This is a genomic window from Micromonospora sp. S-DT3-3-22, assembly GCF_015354745.1.
Lineage (GTDB): Bacteria > Actinomycetota > Actinomycetes > Mycobacteriales > Micromonosporaceae > Micromonospora > Micromonospora wenchangensis.
In genome coordinates this window covers 23,648-36,986 of record NZ_JACGMO010000074.1, presented here as the reverse complement: position 1 = coordinate 36,986, position 13,339 = coordinate 23,648, and the positions used below count along the sequence as shown (strand labels likewise).

General features: G+C 74.3%; 11 protein-coding genes and 1 pseudogene. 6 read left to right on the top strand and 6 right to left on the bottom strand.

The window, feature by feature from the left end; all coding sequences use genetic code 11:
- Nucleotides 1-216 (bottom strand): annotated as a pseudogene (locus tag H1A17_RS34640) (hypothetical protein); the annotation flags it as partial.
- Nucleotides 111-848: an aldo/keto reductase gene (locus H1A17_RS34635; RefSeq protein WP_228543935.1), complete on the bottom strand. Its 738-nt coding sequence runs from the start codon at nt 846-848 to the stop codon at nt 111-113. The gene H1A17_RS34635 and the pseudogene H1A17_RS34640, both read right to left, overlap by 106 nt.
- A 29-nt stretch (nt 849-877) precedes the next feature.
- Between H1A17_RS34635 and H1A17_RS20945 the strand changes: the two genes are divergently transcribed.
- From H1A17_RS20945 to H1A17_RS20935, 3 genes are read left to right on the top strand one after another with little or no spacing between them, the layout of a single operon-like run.
- On the top strand, nt 878-1,618 hold the full coding sequence (locus H1A17_RS20945; RefSeq protein WP_145920949.1) for an ABC transporter ATP-binding protein: 741 nt from the start codon (nt 878-880) through the stop codon (nt 1,616-1,618).
- On the top strand, nt 1,615-2,370 hold the full coding sequence (locus H1A17_RS20940; protein WP_145920950.1) for an ABC transporter permease: 756 nt from the start codon (nt 1,615-1,617) through the stop codon (nt 2,368-2,370). The genes H1A17_RS20945 and H1A17_RS20940 overlap by 4 nt, the downstream gene beginning before the upstream one ends.
- Nucleotides 2,371-2,375: 5 nt before the next feature.
- Complete coding sequence (locus H1A17_RS20935) at nt 2,376-3,029, top strand: TetR family transcriptional regulator (protein WP_194822710.1); 654 nt, start codon at nt 2,376-2,378, stop codon at nt 3,027-3,029.
- Nucleotides 3,030-3,174: 145 nt separating this feature from the next.
- Here the strand turns inward: H1A17_RS20935 and H1A17_RS20930 are convergent, their stop codons facing one another.
- The 3 genes from H1A17_RS20930 to H1A17_RS20920 all read right to left on the bottom strand — a co-directional run bounded on the left by H1A17_RS20930 (nt 3,175) and on the right by H1A17_RS20920 (nt 7,830).
- The gene (locus H1A17_RS20930) at nt 3,175-3,948 is read right to left on the bottom strand and encodes a DUF2470 domain-containing protein (RefSeq protein WP_194822709.1); all 774 of its coding nucleotides are present in this window, start codon (nt 3,946-3,948) and stop codon (nt 3,175-3,177) included.
- 101 nt (nt 3,949-4,049) lie between these two features.
- The gene (locus tag H1A17_RS20925; RefSeq protein ID WP_145920952.1) at nt 4,050-5,840 is read right to left on the bottom strand and encodes an ABC transporter ATP-binding protein; all 1,791 of its coding nucleotides are present in this window, start codon (nt 5,838-5,840) and stop codon (nt 4,050-4,052) included.
- 115 nt (nt 5,841-5,955) lie between these two features.
- Nucleotides 5,956-7,830: an ABC transporter ATP-binding protein gene (locus H1A17_RS20920; RefSeq protein ID WP_194822708.1), complete on the bottom strand. Its 1,875-nt coding sequence runs from the start codon at nt 7,828-7,830 to the stop codon at nt 5,956-5,958.
- Nucleotides 7,831-7,995: 165 nt separating this feature from the next.
- Between H1A17_RS20920 and H1A17_RS20915 the strand changes: the two genes are divergently transcribed.
- The 3 genes from H1A17_RS20915 to H1A17_RS20905 all read left to right on the top strand — a co-directional run bounded on the left by H1A17_RS20915 (nt 7,996) and on the right by H1A17_RS20905 (nt 11,900).
- A complete protein-coding gene (locus tag H1A17_RS20915) occupies nt 7,996-8,625 on the top strand; it encodes a TIGR03085 family metal-binding protein (protein ID WP_145920954.1) in 630 nt (209 codons plus the stop codon).
- A 234-nt stretch (nt 8,626-8,859) separates the two neighbouring features.
- Nucleotides 8,860-9,984: a terpene synthase gene (locus tag H1A17_RS20910; protein WP_194822707.1), complete on the top strand. Its 1,125-nt coding sequence runs from the start codon at nt 8,860-8,862 to the stop codon at nt 9,982-9,984.
- A gap of 89 nt (nt 9,985-10,073) precedes the next feature.
- On the top strand, nt 10,074-11,900 hold the full coding sequence (locus H1A17_RS20905) for a long-chain fatty acid--CoA ligase (protein WP_145920956.1): 1,827 nt from the start codon (nt 10,074-10,076) through the stop codon (nt 11,898-11,900).
- A gap of 58 nt (nt 11,901-11,958) precedes the next feature.
- On the opposite strand, the gene H1A17_RS20900 is transcribed toward H1A17_RS20905, so the two are convergent.
- On the bottom strand, nt 11,959-13,263 hold the full coding sequence (locus H1A17_RS20900) for a low temperature requirement protein A (protein ID WP_145920957.1): 1,305 nt from the start codon (nt 13,261-13,263) through the stop codon (nt 11,959-11,961).
- Nucleotides 13,264-13,339: the final 76 nt, after the last annotated feature.

The window sequence follows — 13,339 nt, the reverse complement described above, 5'->3', positions numbered from 1 at the left end:
CGCGGACCGGCCCGCCGCCCGGGCCTGCTCGGGTGCGACCGTCGGGGTCGACGCGCCGCACGGACCGGGCCCGCCCGGCGGCGGCACCGCCGGGGTGGGCCCGGTCGTGCTCACCAGCACGTCGAGGTCGACGTCGCTGTACGCGGTGGCGGCCCGCCGGGCGTGGCTGCCACGCAGCAGGATCCCGACCACCGGGCGCTCGGCGGACGCGCGCAGCCGGTCGGTCCAGTCGGCCAGGAAGGCGGCCTCCGGCAACGGAGCGTGATCCACCGCGCCATCGTGCCGTAGGTCCGATCGGGGCGCAATGCCCGAAGGCGGACTCCCTGTCCGGTCCGAAGGCTAGCGCCCGGTCCGGAGGCTAGTGTCCGAAGCCGTCGGTCGATGGACCAGTGCCCGACCGTCCGCATCCCGGCCGCCGGATGCCGCTCGCCGGCCACCGCGTCGTCCGCCGCGAAACGGGGTGCCGCCGCCCGCCAGTCACCCTCGGTGAGCTGATCCCGGCCGGTGATCGCCCCGGTGAGCAGCCCCCGCCCGACCGGCGAGTACGCCACCAGCGCCACCCCCAACTCCCGGCAGGTGTCCGGCATCTCCCCCTCGACGTCCCGGCTGAACAGGGGTACTCCATCTGCACGGCCGCGATCGGGTGCACCGCGTGGGCCGTGCGCAGCGTCGCCGGGCTGACCTCCGACAGGCCGAGCAGGCGTACCTAGCCCGCCGCGACCAGTTCGGCCATCGCCGCGACGGTCTCCCCCGGTCGGGGTGCCCGGGTCCCGGCGGTGCAGGTCGATGGTGTCGACGCCGAGCCGGTGTTGCGCGGTGTCAGGGAATTCAACTACCGTTGATTTCAACGAGTGATGAATTTATCGGGAGGTGCGCGATGGACGACGCCATCGCCGTCCGCGACCTCGTCGTCGACCGGGGTCGACGACGGGTGCTGGACGGCATCGGGTGCACGGTGCCGCGTGGCACGGTCACCGGGCTGCTCGGCCCGAGCGGCAGCGGCAAGACCACCCTGTTGCGGGCCGTCGTCGGGGTGCAGACGATCACCTCCGGCACGGTCACCGTGCTGGGCCGGCCGGCCGGTGCGGCCGACCTGCGCCACCGGGTCGGCTACCTGACCCAGGCGCCCAGCGTCTACGCCGACCTGACGGTCCGGGAGAACGCCCGCTACTTCGCCACCCTCCAGGGGCGCAGCGCCGCCGACGCCGACGCGGCGGTCACCGACGTCGGCCTGACCGCCGCCGCCGGTCAACTGGTCGGCACCCTCTCCGGCGGGCAACGCAGCCGGGCCTCGCTGGCCTGCGCGCTGGTCGGCGAGCCGGAACTCGTCGTCCTCGACGAGCCCACCGTCGGGCAGGACCCGGTGCTGCGGGCCGACCTGTGGGCCCGGTTCCACGCCCTGGCCGCCGCCGGCACCACCCTGCTGGTGTCCAGCCACGTGATGGACGAGGCGGCCCGCTGCGACCGGCTGCTGCTGATCCGCCACGGCCGGCTGATCGCCGACGACACCCCCGACGCGGTCCGCGCCGCCACCGGGGTGGACGACCTGGAGGAGGCGTTCCTACGCCTCATCCGGGCCGGCGGAGCCGACCCGACGGGCACCGGGGAGGCGGCGTGAACCCGACGATCCTGGCCGCCACCACCGGGCGCATCCTGCGTCAGCTGCGGCACGACCGGCGTACGGTGGCGCTGCTGGTGGTGGTGCCGACGGTGCTGCTCACCCTGGTCTACTTCATGTACGCCGACCAGCCGACCCCGCCCGGCCAGCCGTCCCCCTTCGACCGGGTCGCCCTGGTGATGCTGGGCTTCTTCCCGTTCATCATCATGTTCCTGGTGACCAGCATCGCGATGCTGCGGGAACGCACCAGCGGGACGCTGGAACGGCTGCTCACCACCCCGCTGGGCAAGCTCGACCTGCTGTTCGGCTACGGCATCGCGTTCGGGCTGGCCGGGGTGGTGCAGTCGACCGTCGCCGCCGCGGCGGCGTACCGGCTGCTCGGGTTGACCACCGCCGGGTCCGCCGGGCTGGTCGTGCTGATCGCCGCGGTCAACGCGGTGCTGGCCGTCGCGCTGGGGCTGTTCTGCAGCGCCTTCGCCCGGACCGAGTTCCAGGCGGTGCAGTTCATGCCGGTCGTGGTCGCCCCGCAACTGCTGCTGTGCGGGCTGTTCGTGCCGCGCGACCAGATGGCCGGCTGGCTCCGGGCGGTCAGCGACGCGCTACCCCTGTCGTACGCGGTGGAGGCCCTCCAGGAGGTCGGCGCGCACTCCGCACCGACCGGCCTGATGTGGCGGGACGTGTCGATCGTGGCCGGCGCTGCGGTGCTGGCCCTGGTGCTCGCGGCGGCGACCCTGCGCCGGCGCAGCGGGTGAGCCCGGTGGCCCGCCGTACCGGCCGCCGCCCCGGCAACCCGGACACCCGGGAGGCGATCCTCGCCGCCGCCCGGTCGGCGTTCGCCGAGCGCGGCTTCGACGCGGCCTCGATCCGGCAGATCGCCACCGCCGCCGGGGTCGACCCGGCCCTGGTGCACCACTACTTCGGCAGCAAGGAGGAGCTGTTCCGGGCCACCGTCGACATCCCGGTCGACCCGGCCGTGCTGCTGCCCGCCGTACTGGCCGGCGACCCGGACGGGCTCGGGGAACGGCTGGTCCGCACGTTCCTCGGGGTGTGGGACTCGCCGGCCGGGGTGGCGGCGGTGGCGCTGCTGCGCTCGGCGACCAACAGCGAGTGGACGGCCCGGCTGATGCGCGAGTTCCTGACCACCCAGGTGCTGCGCCGGGTGCTCGACCGGCTCGACGTGGACCCGGCGGAGCTGCCGCTGCGCGGCGGGCTGGTCGCCACCCAGATGATCGGGCTGGCCATGATGCGCTACGTCATCCGCCTGGAGCCGGTCGCCTCCGCCACCGCCGACACCCTGGCCGCCACCCTGGGCCCCACCATCCACCGCTACCTCACCGCCCCCCTCCCCCACTCCCCCACCGCTCCACCGCCCGCCTCGCCTCCCGCTCCACCCCCCACCGGACCTCGGTGATCAAGAGGTTCGCGTCACGCCGGGTGGGCGAATCTGGCGCAAACCTCTTGATCAACGGAGGGGGAGGGGAGGGGTGCGGCGTGCGGGCTGGGTGGGGGTGGCGGGGGGCAGCCCGTGGCGGGAAGGGCCACGGGCTGCGGCGGGGCTAGTCGCGGTCGGTTCGGGTGTTGGCGGGGTGACGGTGCGGGCGGGGGTGGGTGGTGGAACGGGTGCAGAGCAGCGGGTGCAGCAGCCGGGACAGCTCCGACAGGTCGGTCACCGGGTGCGGGAACGGCAGGCGGGCGCGACGGCGGTCGCCGGGGCCGCCGAGCGCCACGACCAGTCCGTACCGGTCGAGGCGGACCACCCGGGGCTCACCGCCGGTCAGGTCGAGCCGACGGCGCAGGTACGCCGTCACCTGCGGCCCGTGGTGGTCGGCGAGGTCGGCCAGCAGGGCGGCCTCGTCGGCGTGCACCGGGTCCGGTTCGGCGGCGGCGTACTCGCCCGGATCGACCCGGTGCACCACGCCGGCGGTCTCCAGCCGGGCCTCGGCCACCTCGAAGCGGTGCAGCCGGAACCGGCTCCCGACGTCGAGCAGGTCGCCGGTGGGGTCCACGGCGGCGAACTCGACGGCCGCCCGGCGGGCCGAGTCGCCGGTCAGCGGCACCGCCCAGCCGGACACCCAGGCCCGGCCGGCCGACGGCGCACCGGCGGCCGGGGGCAGGTCGAGCACGTCGAGCACCACGGCCACGTCGCGCGCGGCGGCCGGGTCCAGCTCGGCGGCGAGGTCGCTGAAGACCGGGACGAGCAGCAGCACCCGCCCCTCCGCGTCGGTGGCGTGCCGGACGTGGAACGGGCCGGGGCGGTGGGCGAGGTGCACCAGGCCGGGTAACCGACCGGCCACCAGGGTACGGATCAGCTCAGCAGGGGTCGGAGCCACGGGCACCTCCGATAAAGGTTAGCCTTACCTAACCCGCAGAGTAGAGCACCGGGGCGACCACGTCCACCGGATGCCACCGCCAACGCGGAGCAGCCGGTGGATCAGCGGGTCTGCTCCAGCCACGACGCGTAGAGCAGGGCATACACCGAGTCCGGATCACGCAGCAGTTCCTCGTGCGGGCCCCGCTGGACGATCCGGCCCCGGTCCACCACCACCACCTCGTCGGCGGCCTGCGCGGTGGACAACCGGTGCGCGATCGCCAGCGTCGTACGGCCCCGGGTCACCGCGTCCAGGGTGCGTTGCAGGCGTACCTCGGTGGCCGGGTCGACCGCGCTGGTCGCCTCGTCCAGCACCAGCAGGTCAGGATCGGCCACGTACGCCCGGGCCAACGCCACCAGCTGCCGCTCCCCGACGCTCAACGCCTCCCCCCGCTCCCCCACCGGGGTGGCCAGTCCGGCCGGCAGCCCGTCCAGCCAGTCGGCCAGGCCCAGCTCGGTGAAGGCGGCCGTCAACTCCGCATCGGTCAGCTCCGGGCGGGCGAAGCGGACGTTCTCCCCGACCGTGGCGTCGAACAGGAACCCGTCCTGCGGCACCATCACCACCCGGGACCGCAGCGAGTCGAAGCGCACCTCGTCCAGCGGCACCCCGGACAGCAGCACCCGCCCCTGCGTCGGGTCCATCAGCCGGGTGAGCAGCTTGGCGAAGGTGGTCTTGCCGCTGCCGGTCTCGCCGACCACCGCCACCCGGCTCTTCGCCGCGATGTCCAGGGTGACCGCGTGCAGCACCGGCGGCCCACCCGGGTAGGCGAACGTCACGTCCGCGAAGCGGATGTCCAACGGCCCCGCCGGCAGGTCCCGGCCCTGCTCCCCCGGGTCGGCCACGTCCGGGGCCATGTCCAGCACGTCGAGCACCCGCCGCCAGCCGGCGATCGCGTTCTGCGCCTCGTTGAGCACCTCGGTGGCGATCTGCACCGGCTGGATGAACAGGGTGACCAGGAACAGGAACGCGGTGAGCTGGCCGACCGACAGCGTCCGGTCCACCCCCAGCGACACCCCGACCACCACCACCCCGGCCAGCGCCACCCCGGCCGCCAACTCCCCCACCGAACTGCCCATGATGCTGATCCGGATGGCCCGCTGCTGGGCCAACCGCTGCCCCTCGATCGCCGTGTCCAACCGCCGGGCCGTGCGCCCCGAGACGCCGTACGCCCGGATCACCGGCGCGCCCACCACGCTCTCGGCGATCGTGCCGAGCAGGGTGCCCGTCCGCTGCCGGACCACCCCGTAGGCCCCGGCCAGCCGGCGCTGCAACAACCGGATGATCAGCACCGCCGGCGCGAAGGCGACCAGCACCACCAGCGTCAACTGCCAGGAGTACGCCAGCATCACCGCCGTGGTGACCGCGAGCTGACCCAGGTTGACGATGAGGATGACCCCGCCCCACTGGAGGAACTGGGTGATCTGGTCGACGTCGCTGGTCACCCGGGAGACCAGCGACCCGCGCCGCTCCGACTGCTGGTGCAGCATCGACAGGTCGTGCACGTGCCGGAACGCCCTGGTCCGGACGTTGGCCAGCGCGGTCTCGCTGACGGTGAACAGCCGCCGCATCATCAGGTAACCGCAGACGGTGGTGAGCACCAGCACCGCCGCCGTGGCGGTGACCACCGTGACGATCACCCCGAGATCCGGCCCGTCGGGGACGGCGATCCCCTGGTCGATGCCGCGCTGCACGGCCACCGGCACGGCCACCCGGCCGACCATGTAGACAAGCGCCAGCGCCAACGTGCCGGCCAGCCCGGTACGCAGCTCCGGCGAGAGCGCCAACCCCCGCCGCAACGTCTGCCAGGTCCCCTCGGTCCGCTCGACCGGCTCGTCCCCGCCACCCTCGCCCACCGGCGTCGACCTTCCGCTCCCGACCACACGACTCCGCTGCGCTGCACTCCTCGCGCTCACCGGGCCACCCCTCCGCTCGCGACTGCGGGGCTCCGCTGCGCTGCACTCCTCGCGCTCACCGGTCCACCTCGATTTCCAGGCCCGACGGGAGCGGGGCGACCTCGTCGTACGTCCGGTTCTCCGCGCGTTCCTGTTCGGCCTGCTCGTAGGCGGTGACCAGGTCGACGTAGCCGGGCACGGTGGCCAGCAGCTCGGCGTGGGTGCCCCGGGCCAGCACCCGGCCCTGCTCCAGGTAGATCACCTCGTCGGCGAGCGCGATGGTGGCCCGCCGGTACGCCACCACCAGGATCGACGCGGCGGCCGGCTGCCCCGGCACCGGGGCGCGCAGCCCGGCCAGGATGGCGGCCTCGACCCGGGGGTCGACCGCGCTGGTGGCGTCGTCGAGCACCAGCAACCGGGGCCGGCCGGCCAGGGCGCGGGCCAGGGTGAGCCGCTGCCGCTGACCGCCGGAGAGCGAGGTGCCCCGCTCACCGACCATGGTGTCCAGCCCGTCGGGGAGGGCGGCGACGAAACCGTCCGCCTCGGCCAGCCGCAGCGCCGCCCAGACGTCCTCGTCGTCGATGCCCGGCCGGTCGAGGCTGATGTTGGCCCGGACGGTGTCGTCGAAGACGAACGGCACCTGGGCGACCAGGGCGGCGGTCGAGGCGAGCGACGCGGCGGTGAGCCGGCGCACGTCCACCCCGTCGAGGGTGACCGTGCCGGCGTCCGGGTCGACCAGCCGGACCGCCAGCGAGGCGATGGTGGACTTGCCGGCGCCGGTCGGCCCGACCAGCGCCACCGTCCGCCCGGCGGGCACGGTGAAGGCGACCTCGCCGAGCACCTGCGTTCCGGGCAGGTGCGCCTCGGCGGGCTCGTAGCCGAAGTGGACGCCGTCGAAGGCGAGGGTCGCCGGGCCGGCGGCGTCGTCGAGGGTGACCTCGCCGTAGGGCATCTCGCCGGTGGCGTCGAGCACCCGGCTGACCCGGTCCCACCCGGCCACGCTGCGCGGCAGCTCGGCGAGCACCCAGCCGATCGCCCGCACCGGGAAGGCCAGCACGGTGAAGAGGAAGGCGACGCTGACCAGTTCGGTGACGGTGATCGCGCCCTGCCGCAGCCGGACCGTGCCGACCACCAGCACGGCCAGGGTGCCGAGGCTGGGCAGCGTCTCCAGCAGCGGGTCGAAGACGCCGCGCAGCCGGCCGACCGCGATCAGCGAGTCCCGCAGTTCCCGGGCCCGGCCGGCGAACCGGGCGGTCTCCTGGGCCTCCCGGCCCATGGTCTTGACCACCAGCGCGCCGTCGAAGCTCTCGTGGGCGATGCCGCTGACCTCGGCCCGCAGCCGTTGGGCGCGGGCCTGGCGGGGGGCCATCCGGCGGGAGTAGACCACGTTGAGCGCGAACAGGGCGGGGAACACGGCCAGCCCGACCAGGGCGAGCGCCCAGTCGGTGACGAACAGCGAGCCGACCGCGCCGACCAGCATCACCAGCGTGCCGACCGCGAACGGCAGCGGCGCGATCGGGTACCAGGCCGCCTCGACGTCGGAGTTGGCGTTGGACAGCAACGTGCCGGTGGCGTTGCGGTGGTGCCAGGCCAGCGGCAGGTCCAGGTAGCGGCGGGTGACCCGGCGACGGTAGGCGGCCTGGAGGCGGAACTGCATGTAGCCGGCCCCGAGCCGCCGGCCGAAGATGCCGACCACCCGCAGCACGCTGATCCCGAACAGCGCCACGGCGGCCAGGGCCACCGTGCCGGTGCCGACCTCGCCGGCCTCGACCGCCGGCACCACCACGTCGCCGACGACCGCGCCGACCACGTACGCGCTGGCGATCACCAGCCCACCGAAGAGCACGCTGCCGGCGACCGCCACCGCGAAGATGCGCGGTTGTTCCCGGATCGCCCGGCCGAGGACCCACAGCCCCCGGCGGATCACGTCCCGACTCGTCCCGCTCGCCACGCTCTCCCCCGCCGTAAGCCGCAATTATCTCCCTTATCCTTACCGTTCCCGGCCACCGCCGCCGCCCGGCGGCCTATGTCCACCGTCACGTCCCGCCCGCGCCCGCCCCGGGCCCGGCGGGTCTCCCGCCGCGCCGACGGCGGCCCGCCGACCTACGATCGCTGCATGCCGCGGTACGCCCGAACGGAGCGCGAGGCGCTCGCCGACCTGATGCTGGAAGTGGGCCCGGACGCCCCCACGATCAACGAGGGGTGGACCGCCCGGGACCTCGCCGCCCACCTGGTGGTGCGGGAGCGCCGCCCCGACGCCGCCGGCGGCATCCTGTTGCCACCCCTGCACGGGTACGCCGAGCGGGTGCGGCTACGGGTGGCCGACCGCCCCTGGCCGGAACTGGTCGAACAGGTGCGCCGGCCACCGGTGTGGAGCCCGGTCAGCAATCCGCTGACCGACGAGCTGGCCAACACGATGGAGTTCTTCATCCACCACGAGGACGTCCGGCGGGCCCGCCCGGGTTGGCACCCCCGGGACGTCCCGGCGGGGCTGGCCGCCCGGCTGTGGAAGCCGGTGTCCCTGCTGACCCGGACCCGGGCCCGACGCTTCCCGGCGCACCTGCTGGTGCAGGCACCCGGCCACGGCGAGCTGACCACCGGCCGGGGCGGTGACCAGGTACGGCTGGTCGGTCCCCCCGGTGAGCTGGTGCTGTTCCTGTCCGGCCGGCAGCGGGTGGCCCGGGTCCAGCTCGACGGCCCCCCGGCGCTGACCGAACGGCTGCGCACGGCCGCGCTGGGGTTGTGAGCCCCGGCCCGGCGTCACCTCCCGCACGGTCGCCGCGCGGCGGGACCGTCGACGGGTTCCCGCTGCGGCGGACACCCTGCGCGGCCGGTTGATCACCTGACGCAGTGCAGCGCGTCGTTGTTCGCGGCAGGGGTGGAATCGGTCACCCCGACCCCTCCGGCAATGACTGGTGTCGATCTCTTTGCCGTACTCTCCGGCGACGCCGCTCGTGGGGGGTGGCCGACTGGGGACGCCATGCGAAGCTTCGACGTCTCGGCGCTGTGCGAGCCACCGTTCGTCAGCCGCCGGCACGTCGCCACCGACCGGGTGGCGGCGGAGAGCCTGGAGTGGGCCCGTCGGCACGGCCTGGTCGAGGTCGGACCGTCGACCTCCCGGCTGCACCGGGCCGGCGCGGCCGAACTGGCCGGACGGGCCTGCCCGCAGGCGTCGGTGACCCGGCTACGCCTGCTCACCGACCTGTTCTCCTGGCTGTTCGTGATGGACGACGTCTGCGACGACGACGGCCTGGGCAGCGCGCCGGCCACCCTCGCACCGACGGTCGCCGCGCTGCTGGACGTGCTGGACCGGCACGGCGGGTCGCCCGGCACGGGGGTGGCGGCCGGCGCGACGGCGGTCGCCGACCCGGGCGGACCGGTCGCCGACGGTCTCCCCGGCGCCGCGTTCGCCATCGCCGGCCAGCTCGTCGACGAGGACCTGATCGCGGGGACCGGACGGGACGCGCCGGCCGGGGCGCTGGGCACGGCGCTCGCCGACCTGTGCCGGCGGGTGCTCGACCAGCGCCGTCCCACCCTGCTGCTGCGGCTGGTCAGCCAGCTACGGGAGTACCTGCTGGCGCTGCTGTGGGAGGCGGCGAACCGGGAACACCGGCGGGTCCCCGGGGTCGCCGAGTACCGCCAGATGCGCCGGCACACCGGCGGCGTACGCCCCAGTCTCACCCTCACCGACCTGGCGTACGGCGGGCTGCCCCACTCGGCCCGGCGGGTCGATCCGGCGCTGGTCGCGTTGGACGACCTCGCCGTCGACCTGGTCTGCTGGTGCAACGACCTGTTCTCCTACCGTAAGGAGCGGGACGCGGCGGCCGACCCGCACAACCTGGTGACGGTCCTCGCCGCCCAGCACGGGCGGGGCGAGGCGGCGGCGTTCCAACTGGCCGCCGGCTGGTTCAACGACGGGCTGGCCGGCTACCTGGTGCGGGAGGCGACGCTGGTCGCGCACGCCGGGCCCGCGGTGACGCCCTATCTGGCGGCCCGCCGCGCCTGGCTGCGCGCCACCTACGACTGGTCGATGCGGGCGGACCGGTACGCCGGGCCGGCCGACGTGCCCGACGGGACTCAGCCGCCTCACAGGTTGGAGGGCTAGCCGATGCCCGGGTGCAGGCAATACCCTTCGGTAACCGCAGAGCGACGTGACCCCCGTCACGTCACCCACCCCCGAAGGCGGCAACCTCGATGGCTCTCGATGTCCCATACCGTTCCATCCCCGACATGTTCCGCAAGCGGGTGGCCGCCACCCCCGACCAACGCGCCTTCGCCCACCCGGCGGCGGACGACTCGGGGCCGGTCTGGTTGACCTGGGAGCAGGTCGGCCGGCGGGCCGACGCGGTCGCCGCCGGCCTGCACGGGCTCGGGGTCGGGCTGGAGGACCCGGTGGCGATCCTGGCCAACACCCGACTGGACTGGATCATCGCCGACTTCGGCATCATGTGCGCGGGCGGCGCGACCACCACCGTCTACCCCACCACCGAGCCGCAGGACGCGACGTACATCGTCGCCGACTCCGGCTCCCGGGTGCTGTTCGCCGAGAACCCGGCCCAGGCGGCGAAGCTGGCCGGCGCGCAGCTGCCCGCGCTGACCCACGTGGTGCTCTTCGACGGCACCCCCGACCCGACCGCCGCCGTGCCCCAGCTGACCCTGGCCGAGCTGGAGGAGCAGGGCGCGCGGGCGCTCGCCGCCGACCCGGGCCTGGTGGACCGGCTGATCGCCCCGGTCGGCCCCGAGCACGTGGCCACGCTGATCTACACCTCGGGCACCACCGGCCGGCCGAAGGGGGTCGAGCTGCTGCACGGTGGCTGGTGCTGGGAGGGGGTGGTGCAGGCCGAGACGGGCCTGCTGCGCGACGACGACGTGCAGTACCTGTGGTTGCCGCTGTCGCACTCGTTCGGCAAGACGCTGCTCTGCGGCTCGACGCACGTCGGCCTGCCCACCTACGTCGACGGCCGGGTGGACAAGCTCGTCGACATGCTCGGGGTGATCCGGCCGACGCTGATGTGCGGGGCACCCCGGGTCTACGAGAAGGTCTACAACAAGGCGGTCACCACCGCGCAGGACGCCGGGGGCGCCAAGGCGAAGATCTTCGCCTGGGGGGTCGCGGTGGGCAAGCAGAAGGTCGCCCTGGAGCAGGCCGGCCGGCCGGTGCCCGGTGGCCTGAAGCTGCGTTACGCGGTGGCCGAGAAGCTGGTGTTCAGCAAGCTCCAGGCCCGCCTCGGCGGCCGGATCAGGGTGCTCGTCTCGGGCGCGGCCCCGCTGAGCGCCGAGATCGCCACCTTCTTCGCCGCGGCCAACCTGCCCATCTCCGAGGGGTACGGCCTGACCGAGACCAGCGCCGGCAACTTCGTCAACCCGCCCGACGGGCTGCGGATCGGCACGGTCGGCCGGGCGATGGGCGACCTGGAGTGCCGGATCGACACCGACGGGGAGATCCTCGTACGCGGCCGGCCGGTGATGCGCGGCTACCACAACCTGCCCGAGGAGACGGCCGCCGCGTTCACCGAGGACGGCTTCTTCCGTACCGGTGACATCGGCAGCCTCGACGACGACGGCTACCTGCGCATCACCGACCGGAAGAAGGACCTGGTCAAGACCTCCGGCGGCAAGTACGTCGCGCCGTCGCACATCGAGGGCATGTTCAAGGCGATCTGCCCGTACACCTCGCAGGCGATCGTGATCGGCCAGGCCCGCAACTACTGCACCATGCTGGTCAGCCTGGACCCGGACGCGATCCGGGGCTGGGCGGCGGGCGGCCCGCTTCAGGGGCGCGACTACGCCGAGATCGTCGCCTCGCCCGAGGCCCGCGCCATGGTCGAGGAGCACGTCGCCCAGCTCAACACCAAGCTCAACCGCTGGGAGACGATCAAGAAGGTGACCGTCCTGCCCCGCGACCTGACCATCGAGGACGGCGAGATGACCCCCTCGCTGAAGATCAAGCGACGCGGGGTGGAGAGCAACTTCGCCGCCGAGATCGACCGGATGTACGAGGGCAGCCTGGCCGAGATCTGACCCCCGCCGACCGGCCGGTGTCCGTGTCCCCCCGTCCCGGGACACGGCCGCCGGCCGGTCACAGGTGGTCGTGCCGCCACCGGCTCTGCGCCTCCTCGACGGCCTCCTCCTGTGCCAGGGCCAGCTCGCGCACCCGTCGCCGACGCCGGCCCTGGGTGCGGGTCTGCACCGCGGCCAGCGCCACGCAGACCAGCGCCAGCAGGGCCAGCGCACCCACCTCGGGCACCCGGGCCCCGGCCGGGGCGAGCACCGCCAGGGCCAGCACCGCCAGCACCGGCGGCCAGCGCAGCACCCGGGTCGCCCGCAGCTCGCAGGCGACGAGGCTGAGCAGGTAGAGGCCCACCCCGCCGTAGAGCACCAGGACCCAGAAGCCACCCAACGGCAGCCCCCAGTGCGGGGTGTCCGGGTCGGCCACCTCGGCCAGCAGGTCCTTGAGGCCGAGGGCGAAGAAGATCACGCCGGCGATGATCGGCAGGTGCAGGTAGGTGTAGGCGTCGCGGGCCAACCGGGCCCGGCGCACCGGGTCGCGGCTGCGGTGCAACGCCTGCTCCAGGGCGAGCGCCAGGGTGTCGAAGTAGGCCCACCACAGCACCGACGCGATGGCGATGCCGAGCACCGCGGCGATCACCACCGGCCAGGTCAGCGGCAGGCCGGTGACGAACTTCGGGCCGACACCGAGCGCGATGATCGACTCGCCGAGCGCGATCAGCACCATCAGGGCGTGCCGTTCGGCCCAGTGCCCGGCGGAGAGCACCGCCCAGTAGGCTCCGCCGAGGCGTACCCCGGCCACGTACTCCAGGAGCAGGGCCAGCGTCCAGAGGGTGAGTTGCAGGGCGGTCGCGGTGCCGTCCGCGGCGACCCGGTGGGGCAGCAGCGCGGAGGCGACCAGCAGCGCCGTGGCGGCCACCGGCAGCAGCGCGAGCCGGGTCCACTGCCGCCACCGGGCCGGGTCGCCCCGGGCCAGCACCCCGAATACCCCCAGCTGGCAGGCCCGGACGAGGAAGTAGCAGCCGGCGAAGACCAGTGGGCCGTTCAGCCCGCCCGGCTCGTCGACGAACGCCCCCGGCATGCTCAGCGCCAGCAGGAAGGTGGCGGTGACGGTGAGGAAACCGAGCAGCGGCAGCGGCCCCTGGTCGGCGCGGACCGCGTTGCCCAGGCCGGCGAACCCGGTCCAGCACCACCACAGCAGGCCCAGCACCAGCAGACAGCGCAGCAGGTTGGTGCCGGTGGGCTCCTGCGAGGTCAGCGCGGTGACGGTGAAGAACGCGAAGACGAAGACCAGGTCGTAGAAGAGTTCCAGCCGGGTGGTCCGGGAGCCGGGCGCACCGGGCCGGACCCCGTGCCACCATCCCGGGCCGCCCACACCGGCAGTCTCCCAGCCGGGACCGCCCGGTCAGGGCGGTTCGCCCCGACCGGCGACGCGGCCGTGGGCGACGGGC